Here is a 16,905-nt window from a genome sequence, read left to right as displayed (position 1 = left end):
GTGGTGATCGAGAGCGATGAGGCGAGCGAGTTCATGAAAGCCGTCTTCGAAGACGACTGGTACCGGAAGGCGGAGATCAACCCGGCCATCTCGATGACGCTCCTCGGTATCGCACTCATGGCAGGGTACTACCTGCTCAGGAGGCTGAGCTGATTCTCTATCGCTCCTCTTAGCTCCTCGACTGCCTCAAAGCTCACTCCAACCTCTCCCGCAATCTCTCCAGAGATTCCGAAGAGGTCCGCGAATGGTTTCAGCACGTAGATGCCGTCAAGCCTACCCATCCTGTACAGGTTCACGAGCTGCGAGTGATTTCTGACAAATACCCTCGCATCTATACCGTACCCGGAAACCGCCCCCGTCACACCCGTCTCTCCTGCAAAGACGTACTCGATCACGTAATCATCACCCGGATAGAACGCGGCATCAACTGTCCGCATGGAAAATTCGAGCTGGGCGAGGTGCGGGTCCATGTACGCTCTCTTCACCTCACCATCCACACTGATGAGGTCGAAAACGTCCAGTCCGGCGAGCAGGTAGTCGTAAACCCTTCCGAAGATCCTGACCTCCCTCTCGCTACCCCTCTCGATGACCTCCTCCCCCTCGGCGATCTCCATGTAGCCGCTCGCATCGCTCAGCGACGTTATCGCCCCTGACCCCTTTTCCACAGGGTAAATTCTGTCCCGCACGACGAAGACCGGCAGCAGCTCTCTCCTGCCCTCGGAGTACACCCTCCTGGCCACCCTCCCTCTGACAGTCTGTGCCCTGAGCCTGTATCCGAGGTTCCTGGCTATTGTTGGAGAAACGAACTCGAGAAAGATCGTCAGACACGACGTCGGAAATCCTGGTAGTCCGAATACGGGTTTTCCATCCACATCGGCGTAGAAGAAGGGTTTTCCCGGCTTGACCCTCACACCGTGGAATACCATTTCCCCCCGATCCTCGACGATTCTGTAAAGGATGTCTCCCTTTCCGGCAGACGTCGATCCCGATGTTACGATCGCGTGACACTCTTTCAGGGCCCTCTCCAGCATGGCCTCCATCTCGCTTCTGTCGTCCCTGGCTATCCCGTAAATCACAGGCGTTGCTCCAAGTTTTCTGAGCTCCGAGTGAAGTGTGTAGGTGTTGACGTCGTATATCTTCCCCGCCTCAAGCTTCTCCCCGGGCATGGCGAGCTCGTTTCCTGTCGAGATTATCCCCACCCTCATCTCCTTTACCCTCACCCTGTCATACCCGGCCCCCGCGAGAAGCCCGAGCTTCAGGGTGTCAATGATCTCCCCGGCCCTCACCAGCACCTCTCCTTCCTGCACGTCAGAGCCGGCGGCCATCACGTTCTCCCCTGGCGAGACGCCCTTCTTTACCCACACGGCACTACCCTCAACCCTCGTGTTCTCGACCATCACCACAGCATCCGCACTTTCCGGCATCACTGCCCCGGTGGAGATCTCGACAGCCTGACCGTGATTGATACTCAGGGACCTGCTCTCTCCTGCATCCACCCTTCCCACAATCTCAAGTTTAACGGGGCTGGACTCGCTCGCCAGCGACACGTCCTCGCTTATCACCGCGAATCCATCCCTCGTGCTCCTCATGAAGGGCGGAATGTTTACCGGGCTGAACACGCTCTCGGCGCTTACCCTCCCGAGAGCTTCGGTGATCGCAACCTCCCTCACCGAGTAGTCAATTCTGACCTGAGAGAGGACCTCCCTCGCCCTTTCAGCCTCGATGAGCTTGCGCATGTTCACATATTGGAAGCGCATGCTTTAAAGTGTCTTCGATGGTGCGCCACTTCTGGAAAAGCGTTTTACCATTTTTCGACTCCCAGCCCTGTGATGGCAGGCCGAAAGCTTGGCCGACAGATTTTGAAGAATAGTGTTCAGGCCGACTGGGAGACCAATTACCGCTGCATGCAAAAGGTGTGGAGAAAAGAGCAGCCACATATTCAAACTCAAAGACTCAATCACCAGCTGAACTTCCCGAGCACCCTTCCAAGGAAGTTCCTGCTGTAGTCAACCCTGAGATCTTCGGGACTGTCTCCCCTGACCCTTATCCCCTCCAGATCGACTCCGAACTCCTCGCTGGCCTTCCTTATGTAGCCAATTTTCTCCGGATCGAAGCCCATGAGGTACGACGAGATCGCGTCCACCTCTATTACGTTGTCTCCCGCCACCATCACTCCGTGAGGGACTGGAGTGGTGCTGGACTCGCTTCCCGCACCCCCAATGACCCCGTCGACTATTGTCAGGGCGGGGTTGAGAATGCGCAGCAGGTCCACGAGCTTCTGGTGGATCTTGAGGTGCATGTACATCGCCGGCTTCTTCAGAAAGCCCATGTTGTTCTTTATGCCGAGCGTGGTTACCGCAAGGGTGTGAACCTTCATCTTCGGCAGGCTGATGAAGGGGCTGTTCATCGCCTTCAGGATGCTTTTTCCAGCCTCAACCTCCTTCAGCGCCTTTCCGTTCACCCTGACCCTGACAAGCTCTTCCGTGTTGATGTTCACGCATTTTGCAACTCTCCTCAATCCGAACTCGTCGAAGCACCTGTCAGCGCTGTCCCTGTGGAACCCGCCCTCCGCGACCGTCACCTCGTGTCCCCTCTCACTCAGCAGGGCAGCAACGGCTTTGACGACCTCCGGATGGGTTATGCACCCGTTCTCCGGGCTCTCGAACTGCAGGAAGTTGGGCTTCACCAGCACCTCCTTCTCGAGCTCCGGCCTGAAAAGCTCGAAGGCCTCTCTAACAAAATCCCAGACCTTCTCGTAGCTCTCGACCCTCCTGAGCAGTATCATGGCTCAGAACCTCTCCAGATACTCCAGAACGCTTTCGAAGACCCTCAGCCCGTCCCCAGTCTTCCTCTCCACCCTTGTCCAGTCAGCGTGCTGCCAGGGATGCACGACCCTCTCCGGGTGGGGCATCAGGCCGAAGACGTTGCCCTTTACGTTGCAAATTCCTGCGATGTTGGAGTAGCTGCCGTTTGGGTTCCAAGGATAGCCCGAGTAATTACCATCCGGATCCACGTACCTGAAGACGATCTGATCGTTTTCCTCGAGCGTGTTCAGGTACTCCTCCTCCCTGCCAAGAGGGAAGACGACCTTGCCCTCGGCATGAGCTACGGGGAAGACCACCACCTCCTCTCTGCCATACTTCCTCGTGAAGACGCACTTGCCGGAGTTCTCGTGCTTCAGGTAGCTGTGTCTGCACTCGAACCTGCTGGAGTTGTTTATCGTCAGAACCATCTCGGGCTTCTCAGCTATCGGCCTGTCCTCGTCGAAGCCAGGCAGAGCTCCGAGCTCGACAAGAACCTGAAATCCGTTGCAGATGCCGAGAACGGGGTAGCCCTCTCCTATGAACATCTCGAGGTCATGCCTGAGCAGGCTCTTCACCCTCGCCGAGAATATCGCCCCCGCTCTCACGTAATCTCCCGCCGAGAAACCACCGGGAAAGACTACGCAGGAGTAGTCCCATATGTTTCTCGCGTCGCTGTCCTTTATCATGTCGCTGTAAAACTGCTTCAGGTGAACCGCCTCTGCCTCAACCCCCAGCATTCTGAAGGCCTTTACCGTCTCGTCCTCGCAGTTCGTCCCCTCGATCCTGAGAACAGCAACCCTAATCTCGTCCCTGTCCATTCACATCACCCCACGTACCTGCTCATTCCAGTCCTCCACGCATTTTCGGCTCTCTCAAAATCGAGTCTCACTGCTCCAAAGTTCAGCTCATCACCACCCGTGTTCCCGATCACTCTGGCGCTGAGTCCATTGCTTCCCATGAACTCCACAAACTCTTCAGCCTGTCTTTCAGCAACCTCGACAACCCACCTGGTGTTGCTCTCGCTGAAAAGCTCCACGTAGTCTTTCAGCTCAACCTCAAATCCTATTCTGCCGGCGAACGCCATTTCAGCGAGAGCGACGGCGACTCCGCCAGTCGATACGTCGTGACACGCCAGCACCCCGAACTTCTCGAAAGATTGGAGCATCGCGTCGCTGTACCTCCTGAGCCTCTACGGGTCTGTTCTCGGAACCCTGCTGCTCTCAAGCCCAGTTATCTTCGAGTAGAGGCTCCCACCAAACTCGGGATGTGTCTCTCCAACGAGAATTACCGCCGAACCGGCCTTCTTGAAGTCCGCGGAAATAGCATTCCTCACGTCCTCCACTATTCCAACCCCTATGAGGGACGGTGTCGGAGCGACGCTCCCGTACGGCGTTTCGTTGTACAGACTCACGTTACCGCTGACCACAGGAATCCCGAAGCCCTTGGACATCCAGCCCAGTGCCCTCACGCTTTCAACGAACTCGCCCATCCTCTCTGGCTTCTCAGGGTTCCCGAAGTTGAGGCAGTCCACGAAGCTGTGGGGTCTGCTGTTCACGGCTACGAGGTTCCTCACCATCTCGTCGAACGAGCTCGCACTGCCCCAGTACGGGTCCACCCTCGTCATCCACGGGTTCACGTCGGCAGTTATTGCCAGTCCCCTCCACGACTCGGTGGGTTTTATGACTGCAGCATCTCCGTGCCCTTCATAGCCTGTAACCCCCTGGAGAGGCTTTAGAATCGTGTTCGCTCTGACCTCGTGATCGTACTGCCTTATCACCCACTCCTTGCTCGCCACGTTTGGGTGAGAGAGCATCCTCAGGAGCACGCTCTCGTAATCTCCCACGTCTCTCACTTCCTCCCTGTAAACCTCGTCTGGCTTCCTGACCGTGTAGCTCCTGCAGTACTCCACCCCTCCTGACACGAACTCGATGTCCATGTCGTAGATGATCTTCTCCCCGTAGAACACCCTTAACCTCCTATCGCCTGTCGTGACTCCAATAACCCTGGCCGTCACGTCCCACTTGGAGAAGATGTAGAGCACGTCGTCAACGTGCTGCGGCTTTACCGAGAGGAGCATCCTCTCCTGACTCTCGCTCACCCAGATCTCCCAGGGCTTCATCCCCTCCTCCTTCAGGTGCACCTTGTCAAGCCACACGACTGCTCCGCAGTTTCCTGCAAGGCTCATCTCTCCCACTGCACCGCTAAGCCCCCCTCCACCCAGATCCTTCATTCCTGAGACCAGGCCCTTCTCGACGGCCTCGAGACACGCGTGTATCAGGGGCTCCTTGGTTATCGGGTTTCCGAGCTGAACCGCACTCCTCGACTCCTCCTCGCTGCTCTCGTCGAGCTCTGCAGACGCGAACGTTACGCCGTGAATTCCGTCCCGGCCCGTGGCACCTCCGGCGAGGATTATTATCTCCCCCTCTCCGCCAACCCTGCTCGGGATTATCCTGTCCTTCCTCGCTATTCCCACGCACCCCACGTTGACCAGACAGTTCGTGAGGTAGCCGTCGTCGAAGAAGACCATCCCGCTCACGGTCGGAATGCCCACCCTGTTGCCGTAGTCCCTGATGCCCGCAACAACTCCAGATAGCAGGTATAGAGGGTGCTTTGTCCCCTTTGGAAGCGCTTCGTAACTTGTGTCGGGATTCCCGAAGAACAGCGGGTCAATGAGGGCGAGCGGCTGAGCGCCCATGCACACCACGTCCCTCAGAATCCCTCCTATGCCGGTTGCAGCACCGCCGTAGGGCTCTATGGCCGATGGGTGGTTGTGACTCTCGAATGCTATGACGTAAGCGTGCTCGTCATCAAATTCCACAACACCCGCATCATCTGAGGTGGAGATGACGTAGTCGGTCCTGAAACCGAGCAGGTACTTCTTCAGGTAGTACTTCGAGCTCTTGTAGCAGCAGTGCTCGCTCCAGGCCTGCCCGAGGGATTGAAGTTCTATGTCCGTCGGGTTTCTGCCCTCCCTCCTGAAGTAGTCCTGTATCCTCCTCATCTCGTCGAGGTTCAGGGCGAGTCCCATCTCCTCGCTTATCCTAACAAGCTCCTCATCGCCTGCGTTCAGAATGTCAACCTCATAAACCTCTGGATCGGAGTAGAGAAGGCGGAACATTTCAATCAACCCACCTTACCGAGTAATCCTGAATTACGGGGTTGACAAGGAGCTTCTCGCACATCTCCTCGACCATCTTCTCGGCATCCTCCCTGCTCTTTGCCTCAAGCTCTATCCTGAAGACCTTGACAGAAGAGACACTCCTGACGTTCCTGAAACCGAGCAGGTTCAGTGCCTTCTTGGTAGCCTCACCCTCGGGATCGACAACACCTTTCTTGAGGCTTATGTAGACGTCGGCCGTGAAGTTCATGGGCTTAGCTTGGGAGGAAAATATAAAAAATTAGCCTTTTGCCCTCTCCTCCATGAACTCCTCAATCCTCTCAACAGCCTTGCTGAGGTTCTCCATAGAGGTTGCGTAGGAGAGCCTGAAGTAACCGTCGAACCCCCTACCAAATGGCGTTCCGGGCGTTAGCGCGACCCCCTTTTCCACCAGCAGCTCCTCGACAAATCCAAGATACGCCCTCGCGAACACGTAAAAGGCACCCTCCGGAACGGTGAGGTCGAAGTGCTTCCCGAGCCTCCTCACAACAAAGTCCCTCCTCTTCCTGAACTCCCTCACCATGTCCCTGACGAATTTCCTGTCCTTTCCGTCTGCAAGGTATTCAGCCACGGCCTTCTGTGCGAACGCCGGAGCACACACGCCGTTCACCTGGTGGACCTTGAGCATCTGGTCGAGCAGGTCTTTCTCAGCGATGACGAAGCCCACCCTCCAGCCCGTCATAGCGAGCGTCTTGGAGAACGCGTTTACCACTACCGCGTTCTCCTTTCCTGCAAGAGTCCCCGGCTTCCTGTCGTAGTAAATCCTGTCGTAGACCTCGTCGCTGATTACCACAGCCCCGCGTTCTGCAGCAACCTCGTAAACCCCTTCGAGCTCCCTCTGCCCCATCACTGCACCGCTGGGGTTCGTTGGAAAGTTGAGGACCAGCGCCGAAACACTGCCGTCCATCGCACTCTCCACAGCCTCGTCATGAAGCAGGAAGTTGCTGGCCGAGGTGTTTATCTCCACCGGACTTGCGGAGCAGAGCCTAACGTATGTGAAGTAGGAGAGGAAAGACGGAGTGTGCAGCACAACCTTAGAGTTCTCCTCCATGAAAGCAAGCGAGGCGTTCAGAAGTGCTTCGCTTGCGCCTGCAGTTACCATCACCTCGTCGCTCTCAACTCCGCATCTCTCCGCGATGATTTCCCTGAGCTCCTCGAGCCCCATGTTGGACGTGTAATGGGTGTAGCCCCTGTTCATGTACTCGCAGGCAAGCTCGATTATTTCTGGAGGAGTGTTGAAGTCCGGCTCGCCTATGCTCAGGTTTATTACCTCCCTGCCCTCCCTCCTCGCCTTTTCGACTATCTCGAACATCTTCCTGATCGTCGAGGTGGAGATCCCGGAAACCCTCCTCGCCGGCATGCTAATCCTCCAGCAGGTCCGTCAGGTCAAATTCTTCCTCCTCGAGCTCGAACTCCGTGAAGTCGAACTCCTCTTCCTCCTCACCCTCTTCCTCAGCTCTCTCAATCTTCTCCATGACCTCCACGTCCTCCTTGACCGTCAGAAGCGCCTTCCTCACCATCTCCCTGTACTCGTTCAGGTCGGGGTTGTAAACCTTCCACGCCAGCTCCACATCCTCACCCTCTCTCCGCTCCATAGCTTCAATCCTTTCAAGCGTCCTCTTCGCAGTCTCAAGAACCCAGTAGTCCCTCACGGCCAAGTCCACCACGGCTATGTTCTCTGGCCTCAGAGACACGAGCTTCCTGCTCGTGCCCTCGAAAACCCTCGTCTTTCCAACAACCGCGACGAGTTCCGGCACGCTTATCTCGCTGACGACCTCCAGGGCCTCTGGCTGAAACCTGCCTACAGTGGCATAGAACGTTCCTGTAGGGTCTGCGAGCCTCAGCCTCCAGAAGTTCGTATCCGCGCCAATCTCCTCCTTGTCGAGCAGCACGGCCACGCTGAAAATTCTGTTGGCCCTCTCACCCGTCGGGGTTAGAACGTACTTGGGCGAGTCCTCCTCCTCAATCTGATACGTCGACCTGACGAGCTCGTATGCGAAAACCCTCTTCGCAACCTCTCTCTTCCGCATCATGACAGCGCCTCCAGAACCTCCTCAAAATCCTCAACCTCGGGCCTGTGAAGGGAGATCTCCCTGACGAGCAGGTACCTCCCACCCCTTATCCCCTTGACCATGAAATACCTCCCGAGCAGCTGTGACTTCAGCTCCGAAAGAACCGCGTTCCTGTCAAGGTTCTCCTGGGCGATCCTTACCGCCTCCTCCATGCCGATTCCCGTTAGCTCCCTTATGTTGTCCTCGTTCAGTATGACCTCGTAAACGTTCTCCCCATCGTCAAGAACCGCCTTTACTCTGAGGTCGTCGTAGCCCTCGACCTTTCCGTGCTGCTGGCAAACTCCCTTCACCAGAACCCTGTGGCACATGGGACATCGCTTTATCAGACCGCTGTTCTGCTGTATCGCGATGAGAGCACCTATTACCTCGATCTCCCTCGGTGGAAGTGAAACGTCCTCGTCTATCTCCACTATCCTGCTCGTTCTCGTCACGTTGACCTGCATCCTCCCCTGAAAGCTGTCGGTCACGACGTTCCTGAACAGGTAGCTCTTGCCCTCCTCCACCTCAGGCATCTCGGCCTTCGCCCATATCACGAACTTTATTATCCCGGTCTCGTCGCCTATGAGCCCAACCTGAGAGACGTTGGGCGAATTCGAGTCCCAGAGCTGAACCACCTTCACCTTCAGGCTCACCCACTGGTTGGGCTTAGTTATCTCCGAAATCTTTGTGAGCGGAGATTCCCTTTCGAAGAGCTCTTCCCTCGAAACACCGTATTCCCTGACGAGGTAATTCATTATGGTCCTGACCGCCTCACTCTCGGGAACCTTGAACTCCTCAACAAGGAGCTTCATCCTCTTGAGGATGTCTTCTCTCTTCACCTTAACGTTGCTGCCCTTCAACCTTTCCAGAATCTGGTCTGTAAGCTTTTCGGCACGGCTCATTGAAGGTAGATCTTCACACGACATGATAAGCTTTACTCAAAGGATGCTCGTCATTCTCACATCCCCCACAAAAAACCCTGCGTAATTTGAGCTCAACAGTCCCATTCACCGCCTGCTTTTTAAGGGATTTTCTGATGATCCCGGCGAGTCTGCTAACATGGTCGTCGTCAACCTCTGCTTCGTATAATTCCGGATTCAGGTGTCCCGCCGATGCTCCGGACATGTATATCCTGAAAACCTCTTCGGGAGAGTGACTGCCCTTAACCTCTCCAATCCTGCAGATAATAGATGAAATCGAGGCTAAAAACTCTTTTGGAGATACAGAAAGAAAGTAAAACAGAAGATCCTCCCAGCCCTGCTCTACTTACACAGATTCTACTCCTTGGGAAAAGCACAGGTGGGCTTTACAAAGACTGGAATTATGTTACAGGCATGAGACCTTCGGAACAAGAAATGCGGTTGAGGGGTTCTTTTCTATTCTGAAGGGGAGGACTAAGTGGTTCTTTAACAGGTTTCCGTTCTACAGTTCCTTCGATTCTGTGCAGAGCTGGCTGGAGAGCTTTGTCATGCTATATAATGTGGAGAGGTGGTTATTTTGACAGTCCCAATACGAACGGAAAAATTGTAGGTCCTGTTCCATCATGGGTGTAAATTCACCTCCCACCTTATATCTCTATCCAGCTTCATAACTTCAACAATAAACGACTCATAAACATCTCTCTCAAACCTCATCTTCATCAACAGATTACCAAGGTTTTCAGCTCCCATCTCGCTCCACTTCATCCATTTATTTTTCATCCTCTTGCTTATCTCTCCCATCTTCCTCTCCATTCTGTTGTTATGCCATGGAACGCTTATCCCTTCAAGTCTCTTGTATGCAAAGAGAAGAATGTTCCTCATGTGTTTCCTGAAGAACCTCGCTACTCTCCAGAATCCATTTTTATCCATCTCATCAATGAATCCTTCCAGAGCCTTCTCTGTTTTCTTAATTCTGCTCTTTAAATCAGGCTTATCAAGGGAGTTCTTTAGCTTCAGCAGAATCTCATTCACTTTGCTGACGTATTGCTTTCTCGTTTCGAGATCAACATCATGCTGCCATAACTTGTAGTTCACCTCTCTCCATACGTGAATAAGATCGATCTGCCTTTCTTCGAAGATACCAAGTCTTTTATCTGCATCTCCCAGAGCTATCAATCCTTCAAGTTCTTCTTCCATTCTCATCCTTTCTCTGCCAGTCCTAACAACTACGTTCTCCCCCTCGAAAATTGTCAGCTCAATCTTTCCATGCCATGAATGGAGCTTTGTCGAATCTTCGGCGAAGTAGATGTTGGCTTTAAAATCTCTGCCTATCTTTTCCCCCAATTCCTGCGTATACCTCCATATCGTTTGATGCGATGGCGAAGATGTGAAGCGGTTTACTTCATCCTTTGCATCTCTGAAAGTCATTCTTAAAGCTGAGTCAACTGAAATCGCCTTTATGTCTGATTGGTATTTTCTTCTGCTCTCGAACTCAACGATGTCGTATAAAGGAATTCCTCTCCCCCTTATTACTGCAAGATTGAGGGTTATCTCCCCAAGCATGGTTACAATCGTTCTTGTTCTATAGCCGTTTCTCTGCATTTTACCTCTCTCATACCTTTTCCCGCAGTATTCTTCGACGAACATCTCGTTTATCTGCTCGAGAATGTGCTTCAGAAGTATTCTTGCTATTTCGAGGACTGTTGAAACAATGGTTGTGATGGAAATCTTTTTATCGTATTCGATCGTAAGAGTCATCGCTGGGATTTCGATCGTTAGTTGCGGCACAGAGGGTGGGGTTGAAGCCCTGCCCTTAAAAATTTCCACCTTTGTTGTTACAGCACCAATTTTTTACGCCCGCAGTTTTACGGAAACTTTAAAATACGATAAGCAGTGGTGGATTCATGGGTTTCTTCGGCACAAGGGCTGGAACCTTCTCAGACGTGAGCCTCGTGCTTGAGTTCCTCGTCACATTCGCATTTCTGCTGGGATACTATTTCGCAAGGAAAAAGGACATAAGCTCGCACTACAGGACAATGGTATCCGCCTTCGCTCTGGATACGTCGTTCATGGTGAGCTACATGGTGAAGTCACTCGTCGAAGGGAGAACCGAGTTCGTGGGGCCAGCAGTCATCAAGACCTACGTTTACCTGCCAACAGTCATTTTTCACTCGATAATCTCCATCGTCGTTCTGGTGATGGCCGGATACATGGTTTACCACGGTTTCAGGAACACGGAGAAGACCAACGGCAGAAGGATGCTGAGGGGCGTGCAGAAGCATCACAGGCTCGGAAGGCTAACCATAATAACCTGGCTGCTTTCGTTTGCGAGCGGGCTCGCGATATACTATCTGCTTTACGTTGCAGAGTTTTAAATCCCCATTTTTTGGCGTGCGAAATTCTGAGCCAGCATTTTCATGCGCATAAAACTCAATATGGGACGCCCCAACCAGAACAAAACCCGTGTGAACCTGACAATAAACAAAGACGTCCTAAACGCAGTCAGGGAGTACATCCCTAATCTCAGCGATTTTGTAGAGAAAAAGCTCTTAGAATTCTTGGAATTCGTAAGCCACCCAGTAGAAAAAAGTTTGATATGCGGCCGCCGGGATTCGAACCCGGGCAACGGGCTCGGGAGGCCCGTGTCCTACCGCTAGACTACGACCGCCTTCTCACAGAAGTAAGTGGCTCGGGTAATATATCCCTTTCGCTGGGTTCTGGAACCTACCTTCAGAAAGATTTTTGGTGGCCACCACAGAAAAGCCATGTGAGCATTCTGGATGAACTTGAGAGGATTGAGAAAAAGCTGAAAAGAGGGGAAGACGTCAGGAGAGAATTCTGGTTGCTCGCAGGCAGGATAAAGAGGTCAAACGTTCGGGATGACGACATCCTGTCAAGAGTCGCAAGGATCAGAGACGAGATGTTCGACAGAAAAGTTCTCTTCGGATTCAGAGCAGGTTTTTCCGCGTTCTCATTCCTGTTTATTCTATCCAACACCCTGCTTTACCTGATTGCCCTTAAACCCATGCCTGACAATCTTAAACTCGTCAGCATTGCCGCTGTGGAACTCGCAGCCCTGTACACCTCATTTCTTGTGGGCAGGTGTCTTTCGGCAACTCTGACGGGGATAGAGGTGGACGGCTTTTACAGATACACCCCGCTCGAGTTTGGAGTCAAGATCAACTACCTGAGCTACCTGAAGGCATCCCAGAGAGACAGAGTGCTGCTCTATTCAGGAGCGATCGTTCTTGAGCAGATCACAATGCTTGCCCACACGCTGTTTCTTCTCTCCATCAAATCGAGGTGCTGGATCATTCCGGCATTCTTTCTGATCGCAAATCTGCCATTCTCATACCTGATGCACAGAGCTATGAGAACGGGAGAGCTTCACAGACTGATCAGAGAGTACAGAATTTTAAGAGAGGTGAGAGCAAAAGCCAATAAATAATCATTTGGTTTTTACCGTTTTTGTCAAAACCACTCTCAGCTTAAATACATGTTCTGACAAAGTGGGTACTGAGGTGATGAAGGATGATCACAATAAAGCTCCTCACGTCCCCAACCTGCCCGTACTGTCCGAGGGCGAGGGAAGTTGTCAAAAAACTTGTTGAAGAGGAGAGAGACATAATGGCGCTCGAACTGAGTGTCACGACAGATGAGGGCCTGAGGGTAGCGATGAGGTTTGGGATATCAGGAGTCCCGGCGCTGATAATAAACGACAGGGAAGTCCTGCTGGGAGTTCCCAGCATATCAGAGCTCAGGAGGCTCGTGAGTAGATATAGATATAACTGAAGGAGGTGATAGTGTGAAGGTTCTGAACGAGAACACGTTTGATGAGGAGATAAAGAAGGACAAGCTCGTTGTGGTTGATTTCTGGGCAGAGTGGTGCATGCCGTGCAGGATGCTCACCCCGATACTCGAGAAGCTGGAGAAGGAATATGCGGACGTCGAGTTCGCGAAACTCAACACAGACGAGAACCCAAACGTGGCATTCAGGTACGGGATATTCAGCATCCCCACGGTGCTGATGTTCTGCAGAGGAGAGGTCGTGAATAGCTTCGTCGGAGCGATGCCCGAGAGTGTTGTCAGACGAGAGATAGAAAAGGCCATTGAAAAGATACGGGCATGAGAGTGATAAGTTACGGGGGTTGCAGGGTCGATGTAGGCCTCTGCAACCTCAGGTGTCCGTACTGCGTGCATCTGGATGAGGAAACCAAGAATGTCGAGGTCTCGCAAATAGCGAGTGCCCTTAAAGGTTGCAATCACGTTTACGTTGGAGGGGCGGAACCAACCGTTCACGGAGACCTTGCAGATCTCCTGAGGCTCCTAAAGGAGGGTGGAGTGTCAGTCACACTCAAAACCAACGGTCTCCTTCCCAGAAAAATAGAGGAAACACTGCCGTACGTGGACAGGTACGTGTTCGAGCTGAAGGGCGACTTCGACGACATCAACACTGTTTCAGAGCTTACCGGCTTAAGTGCCGATAGATCAAAGAGGTATGTGGAAAACCTGATGGAGAGCATAGAAATCGCGAAAAATGCCGGAAAAAAGATCAGAATCTGGTTCAGAGCGATTCCAGAGTACATAGACGAAACAAGGTTCAGAAAGATGATGGAACGCGTGGGGAGGGTCGACGAGATACTTGTGTACCAGTTCCTCTCAAAACCCGAGTGGGACAGACCGTTTGATGATGCCAGTAAGCCAGATTATGAATTCGTGAGGAATCTCGGAAAGGTCGCAAGGGAGTACGCGGACAGAGTGATAATCGTGGGAGACAGGAGGGAGGAGCTTTGAAGGGCATAAAGGACGCAGTTTCGAGCCTCACGTGCGACAACATCCTGGAGTGTTTCTACGGGCTCAACGAGAGCGATGTTCAGATTTACAGGATGCTCGCTGAACATGATGAGATGAGGATAGAGGAGATAAGCAGACAGTCCGGGAGAAGCGAGAACACGACTTACAAGTCCCTCCAGAAGCTCATGATGGCGGGGATCGTGCTTAGGGAGAAGAGAGTCATCAAAGGGGGTGGGTACTACTACACGTACAGAGCCCTACCACCGGACGAGGTTGCGGAGATGATGGAGAGAATTCTGGAGGAGTGGTGTGTGAAGGTTAGAGACACCATTATCGAATTTAAAAACTCTTACAGGAGGTGATCGAATGCCACCTGCAGTTCTCGGCTGTCAGGGTTGCGGAAGGTGTTCACAGGTGTGTCCAACGGACGCCCTGATAAGACAGGGCGGCAAGGTCGTGAGAATCGATGCGGACAGATGCATGGAGTGCTACAAGTGTGTTGAGGTATGTCCGTACGGTGCACTGATAAAGATGGACTGAAGGAGTTGTACAGAGACGAGACGTCGAGGAAAGGCCTCTCACTCCTTGAAAGGTACGCAGGAACAGGGATCATCCCAGAGGGGGAGCTCGACGAAGAACTCGTCCTGTTTTTCGAGTCTGAAAAACTCGCCTTTCCTGTTTGCTCAAGCAAGGATTCTCTTTCATGGGGGACGAGGCTGCTTAGCGTTCAGGAAATGGAGATTCCATACATTATCAGAGAGATATTCAAGAATGGATGTGACTGGAAGGAAGCTGTAACGAACTACTTCAGGTCGATTGGGGAGACGAGACCAGAGGAGTTCGTGGATATCGTGAGAGAGGTAATTGTGAGTAGAAGAAAGTTCCTGATATCCGGTGACGAGATTGTCAGAATCAGCGAAAAATACGGGCGAGATGGAGGTGTCGTCATAGCCGAGCTCAAGGGTGCTGGAATAATCAGTCCCTACTCGGGCTGTGGAAGAGCTGTCTCCAGGCTGGAAAAAATCTACGGCTCACCGCTTTACGAGATAAACAGGTTCCTGATAAAAATTGTGGAGATCACTTGAGCTCATCCCATTTCCTCCTTCTCATGTATGCCCTAACACCCCTGTACCCCGCAAAGCCCAGAACTGCGAGAACCACGACCCCTCCACCGTACAGCAGAACTCTGTCCCTGTTTTCCTGGAACCAAAGAGCAATTCCAGAGAAAAACTCTGATACCTTCTCTCCAACTCCCGGACCCTCAGGAGTTTTCTGCTCAGTTGGAGCTGGAGTCGGTGTTTCCTCGACCATCGGCTTAAGCTCACTGACGAGCTGGTTAATCTCATCGGTCTTAGTGTCGATTCCAGATATGACGTCGTTCAGAACCGTCTCCGCATCATCGTAAAGGCCTTTATTCATGTAGTCCTCGGCCTGGGATATCCGCGTGTTGAAATCAGAGTAGTCCTGCTTGAACGTTTCCAGTTTCACTTCGTAACTGAGCGTGGACTCACCCTCAGACTTCAGACCCTGTATCAGCAGTTCCAGTTCAGTCATCCTGCTGAACATTATGTCAAGCTTATCCTTGGCCGTTTCAACGAGGAGATTTATTTCCGCCATTCTAACGAGGTTTTCCGCATCGTTAAGGTAGCTTTCTGCGTCGCTTAAACTTGCATTCGCCTCGCCATACTTCCCATCGCTGAAGTAAGTTTTCCCATCATCAAGCTTCGTTTTTGCCGAGTTCAGCTTTAGCCTGATCTCAGCAACAGCTACACCCTTGCTTTCGAGTTCTGACACCTTTGAAGAGATCTCGTCGTACCTCTTGTCGAGTTCAGAGATGTATTCCGAGAACAGTTCCTTGTTCACCACGCTTATAACGACCGGCTTCACCGCACCATCCTCAGCATCCTGAATGTCAACCCCAATAACGACTACCTTTGCAACCCTCTGATTTACCTTCGGAACATTTCCCGAGACCTCCACCACAATTCTGTTAAGGCCGTCATCCCATTTCTTAACTTCAGCTTTAACATAGTCGGTACCTTGATATATTCTCACTGGACCAGAACCAGCATATTCCACAACGACTCTCATAGATGGATTTTCAAGAGAAGTGTTGAATTCATACACCCTATCGTAGATTATCTTCGCGTCATCAGCAGTTTTTGGCTCAATAGTCATGTTAACGCTCAAACTCTCTCCCGGCAAGTAGTACTCCTTCAGCTTCGGCTCTATGAGAGGTTCTGCAAAGTTGTCCTTCGTTACAGTCTGCGCAGCGATTGCAACTCCAGTCAATAGGATCAGCGTGAGAGTGAGAATGAGCGATTTCCTTGGCATGGATTAAAAACCGAAAGGTGAAATTTAAACTTTGCTAAAGGATCTGCAAAACGACCTTCCTCTTCCTCCTCCTGGTGTCAAAGTTTATCAGAATGATTTGCTGCCAGGTTCCGAGGATCAGCTTTCCTTCTTTAAAGGGCACAACCACGCTCGGCCCGATTATCGCAGCCTTAACGTGTGATGAACCATTGTCGTCGTTCCACGTCAGGTGGTGGTCGTAGTGGTCGGAATAGGGAGCAACGCGGTCCATTATCCTGGGCAGATCTTTCTTAAGTCCAGGTTCATACTCCAGGGTTGTCACCGCACCCGTGGATCCAACCGAGAACACCAGAACCGCTCCCTCCTCTTTTCCACACCCTTCCACATACTTCTGAACGTAGGGGGTCAGATCAATAACCTCATCCCTGTCCATCTCAAACTCGAGAATTTTCATTTGATCCCCTCCACGACCCGATTTGCAGCCTCCTCAGGTGTTTCCACCTCAATTAGCCCATCAAGCTTCACCGGAGGCTTGTAGGCCACAACGGTCTTTCCCTCCTTCAGAGCTATGGCAATCTCAGAAACGGTGCCGTAGCCACCTCCAACTGCTATTAGGGCGTCGCTCGAATGGACTATAATCATGTTCCTCGCGTGTCCCATATTCGTCGCGATCACATAGTCGCAGTAAGGGTTTGCCATCATCCTGTCCTTTCCCGGAACTATCCCGATCACAACTCCGTTCCTGCTCTTCACGCCCCTGCTAACTGCCTCCATAACTCCTCCAAGCCCACCGTTTATCACCACACATCCCCTCTCCGCAAGCAGCTGTCCCACTCGAAATGCGAACTCACATACATCCCCGTAAC

General features: G+C 52.4%; 19 protein-coding genes, 1 tRNA gene and 3 pseudogenes. 10 read left to right on the top strand and 13 right to left on the bottom strand.

Annotation, left to right across the window (positions count from 1 at the left end):
* Positions 1-128 precede the first annotated feature (128 nt).
* From ACXJJC_RS00545 to ACXJJC_RS00510, 8 genes and pseudogenes are all read right to left on the bottom strand, one after another.
* Entirely contained in the window at positions 129-1,736 is a 1,608-nt protein-coding gene (locus tag ACXJJC_RS00545; protein WP_456368531.1) for a molybdenum cofactor synthesis domain-containing protein, read from the bottom strand.
* Positions 1,737-1,957: 221 nt separating this feature from the next.
* Entirely contained in the window at positions 1,958-2,785 is an 828-nt protein-coding gene (locus ACXJJC_RS00540) for a DUF362 domain-containing protein (RefSeq protein ID WP_456368529.1), read from the bottom strand.
* A 3-nt stretch (positions 2,786-2,788) separates the two neighbouring features.
* Entirely contained in the window at positions 2,789-3,622 is an 834-nt protein-coding gene (gene purQ, locus ACXJJC_RS00535) for a phosphoribosylformylglycinamidine synthase subunit PurQ (protein ID WP_456368527.1), read from the bottom strand.
* A 5-nt stretch (positions 3,623-3,627) separates the two neighbouring features.
* Positions 3,628-5,922 (bottom strand): annotated as a pseudogene (gene purL, locus ACXJJC_RS00530) (phosphoribosylformylglycinamidine synthase subunit PurL).
* A gap of 1 nt (position 5,923) precedes the next feature.
* Entirely contained in the window at positions 5,924-6,172 is a 249-nt protein-coding gene (purS, locus tag ACXJJC_RS00525; RefSeq protein WP_456368525.1) for a phosphoribosylformylglycinamidine synthase subunit PurS, read from the bottom strand.
* 30 nt (positions 6,173-6,202) lie between these two features.
* The gene (locus ACXJJC_RS00520; protein WP_456368523.1) at positions 6,203-7,321 is read right to left on the bottom strand and encodes a pyridoxal phosphate-dependent aminotransferase; all 1,119 of its coding nucleotides are present in this window, start codon (positions 7,319-7,321) and stop codon (positions 6,203-6,205) included.
* Position 7,322: 1 nt separating this feature from the next.
* Positions 7,323-7,994 (bottom strand): hypothetical protein, encoded by a 672-nt coding sequence (locus ACXJJC_RS00515; protein ID WP_456368521.1) that lies wholly within the window; start codon positions 7,992-7,994, stop codon positions 7,323-7,325.
* A complete protein-coding gene (locus ACXJJC_RS00510; RefSeq protein WP_456368519.1) occupies positions 7,991-8,914 on the bottom strand; it encodes a replication protein A in 924 nt (307 codons plus the stop codon). Before ACXJJC_RS00510 ends, ACXJJC_RS00515 begins: the two co-directional genes overlap by 4 nt.
* Before the next feature lie 398 nt (positions 8,915-9,312).
* Between ACXJJC_RS00510 and ACXJJC_RS00505 the strand changes: the two are divergent.
* Positions 9,313-9,513 (top strand): annotated as a pseudogene (locus ACXJJC_RS00505) (IS6 family transposase); the annotation flags it as partial.
* A 40-nt stretch (positions 9,514-9,553) separates the two neighbouring features.
* On the opposite strand, the gene ACXJJC_RS00500 reads toward ACXJJC_RS00505, so the two are convergent.
* Positions 9,554-10,759, bottom strand: coding sequence for a transposase (locus ACXJJC_RS00500; protein ID WP_456368517.1), 1,206 nt, complete (start codon positions 10,757-10,759; stop codon positions 9,554-9,556).
* Positions 10,760-10,836: 77 nt separating this feature from the next.
* Between ACXJJC_RS00500 and ACXJJC_RS00495 the strand changes: the two genes are divergently transcribed.
* Together ACXJJC_RS00495 and ACXJJC_RS00490 are read left to right on the top strand one after the other, a co-directional pair.
* Positions 10,837-11,307, top strand: a complete 471-nt coding sequence (locus tag ACXJJC_RS00495) for a DUF420 domain-containing protein (RefSeq protein ID WP_456368515.1) — start codon at positions 10,837-10,839, stop codon at positions 11,305-11,307.
* A 42-nt stretch (positions 11,308-11,349) separates the two neighbouring features.
* Positions 11,350-11,475: pseudogene (locus ACXJJC_RS00490) on the top strand (type II toxin-antitoxin system CcdA family antitoxin); the annotation flags it as partial.
* Between the two features lie 54 nt (positions 11,476-11,529).
* Here ACXJJC_RS00490 and ACXJJC_RS00485 read toward each other — a convergent pair.
* Positions 11,530-11,600, bottom strand: a tRNA-Gly gene (locus ACXJJC_RS00485).
* A 99-nt stretch (positions 11,601-11,699) separates the two neighbouring features.
* Between ACXJJC_RS00485 and ACXJJC_RS00480 the strand changes: the two genes are divergently transcribed.
* The 7 genes from ACXJJC_RS00480 (at position 11,700) to ACXJJC_RS00450 (ending at position 14,811) form a co-directional block, all read left to right on the top strand.
* A complete protein-coding gene (locus ACXJJC_RS00480) occupies positions 11,700-12,380 on the top strand; it encodes a hypothetical protein (RefSeq protein WP_456368513.1) in 681 nt (226 codons plus the stop codon).
* Positions 12,381-12,463: 83 nt separating this feature from the next.
* Positions 12,464-12,724: a thioredoxin family protein gene (locus tag ACXJJC_RS00475; protein WP_456368511.1), complete on the top strand. Its 261-nt coding sequence runs from the start codon at positions 12,464-12,466 to the stop codon at positions 12,722-12,724.
* A 13-nt stretch (positions 12,725-12,737) separates the two neighbouring features.
* Positions 12,738-13,061 (top strand): thioredoxin, encoded by a 324-nt coding sequence (gene trxA, locus ACXJJC_RS00470; protein WP_456368509.1) that lies wholly within the window; start codon positions 12,738-12,740, stop codon positions 13,059-13,061.
* Positions 13,058-13,726 (top strand): radical SAM protein, encoded by a 669-nt coding sequence (locus ACXJJC_RS00465; protein ID WP_456368507.1) that lies wholly within the window; start codon positions 13,058-13,060, stop codon positions 13,724-13,726. The genes trxA and ACXJJC_RS00465 overlap by 4 nt, the downstream gene beginning before the upstream one ends.
* Positions 13,723-14,088: a helix-turn-helix domain-containing protein gene (locus ACXJJC_RS00460; protein WP_456368505.1), complete on the top strand. Its 366-nt coding sequence runs from the start codon at positions 13,723-13,725 to the stop codon at positions 14,086-14,088. Before ACXJJC_RS00465 ends, ACXJJC_RS00460 begins: the two co-directional genes overlap by 4 nt.
* A 4-nt stretch (positions 14,089-14,092) precedes the next feature.
* Complete coding sequence (locus tag ACXJJC_RS00455; protein ID WP_084063707.1) at positions 14,093-14,266, top strand: 4Fe-4S binding protein; 174 nt, start codon at positions 14,093-14,095, stop codon at positions 14,264-14,266.
* A gap of 5 nt (positions 14,267-14,271) precedes the next feature.
* Positions 14,272-14,811 carry a hypothetical protein gene (locus ACXJJC_RS00450; protein WP_456368503.1) on the top strand — a complete coding sequence of 180 codons (540 nt, stop codon included), beginning with the start codon at positions 14,272-14,274 and terminating at the stop codon, positions 14,809-14,811.
* On the opposite strand, the gene ACXJJC_RS00445 is transcribed toward ACXJJC_RS00450, so the two are convergent.
* The 3 genes from ACXJJC_RS00445 to ACXJJC_RS00435 all read right to left on the bottom strand — a co-directional run.
* Entirely contained in the window at positions 14,804-16,060 is a 1,257-nt protein-coding gene (locus ACXJJC_RS00445) for a hypothetical protein (protein WP_456368501.1), read from the bottom strand. The genes ACXJJC_RS00450 and ACXJJC_RS00445 overlap by 8 nt on opposite strands.
* Positions 16,061-16,094: 34 nt before the next feature.
* The gene (locus ACXJJC_RS00440; protein WP_456368499.1) at positions 16,095-16,493 is read right to left on the bottom strand and encodes a secondary thiamine-phosphate synthase enzyme YjbQ; all 399 of its coding nucleotides are present in this window, start codon (positions 16,491-16,493) and stop codon (positions 16,095-16,097) included.
* Positions 16,490-16,905 (bottom strand): TIGR00725 family protein (locus tag ACXJJC_RS00435; protein ID WP_456368497.1); only part of this gene is annotated, 416 nt, incomplete at its 5' end. The genes ACXJJC_RS00440 and ACXJJC_RS00435, both read right to left, overlap by 4 nt.

It is taken from the genome of Geoglobus sp., assembly GCF_054018175.1.
The sequence above is the reverse complement of the archived record's forward strand: the minus strand, read 5'-3'. Positions and strand labels throughout refer to the sequence as shown.

Bases quoted from the DNA above. Each gene is read 5' to 3' on its own strand.
- ACXJJC_RS00440 (WP_456368499.1), bottom strand. From the start codon at position 16,493: ATGAAAATTCTCGAGTTTGAGATGGACAGGGATGAGGTTATTGATCTG.
- ACXJJC_RS00510 (WP_456368519.1), bottom strand. From the start codon at position 8,914: ATGAGCCGTGCCGAAAAGCTTACAGACCAGATTCTGGAAAGGTTGAAG.
- purS (WP_456368525.1), bottom strand. From the start codon at position 6,172: ATGAACTTCACGGCCGACGTCTACATAAGCCTCAAGAAAGGTGTTGTC.
- ACXJJC_RS00545 (WP_456368531.1), bottom strand. From the start codon at position 1,736: ATGCGCAAGCTCATCGAGGCTGAAAGGGCGAGGGAGGTCCTCTCTCAG.
- ACXJJC_RS00465 (WP_456368507.1), top strand. From the start codon at position 13,058: ATGAGAGTGATAAGTTACGGGGGTTGCAGGGTCGATGTAGGCCTCTGC.
- ACXJJC_RS00540 (WP_456368529.1), bottom strand. From the start codon at position 2,785: ATGATACTGCTCAGGAGGGTCGAGAGCTACGAGAAGGTCTGGGATTTT.
- ACXJJC_RS00495 (WP_456368515.1), top strand. From the start codon at position 10,837: ATGGGTTTCTTCGGCACAAGGGCTGGAACCTTCTCAGACGTGAGCCTC.
- ACXJJC_RS00515 (WP_456368521.1), bottom strand. From the start codon at position 7,994: ATGATGCGGAAGAGAGAGGTTGCGAAGAGGGTTTTCGCATACGAGCTC.
- purQ (WP_456368527.1), bottom strand. From the start codon at position 3,622: ATGGACAGGGACGAGATTAGGGTTGCTGTTCTCAGGATCGAGGGGACG.
- ACXJJC_RS00455 (WP_084063707.1), top strand. From the start codon at position 14,093: ATGCCACCTGCAGTTCTCGGCTGTCAGGGTTGCGGAAGGTGTTCACAG.
- ACXJJC_RS00475 (WP_456368511.1), top strand. From the start codon at position 12,464: ATGATCACAATAAAGCTCCTCACGTCCCCAACCTGCCCGTACTGTCCG.
- ACXJJC_RS00445 (WP_456368501.1), bottom strand. From the start codon at position 16,060: ATGCCAAGGAAATCGCTCATTCTCACTCTCACGCTGATCCTATTGACT.
- ACXJJC_RS00520 (WP_456368523.1), bottom strand. From the start codon at position 7,321: ATGCCGGCGAGGAGGGTTTCCGGGATCTCCACCTCGACGATCAGGAAG.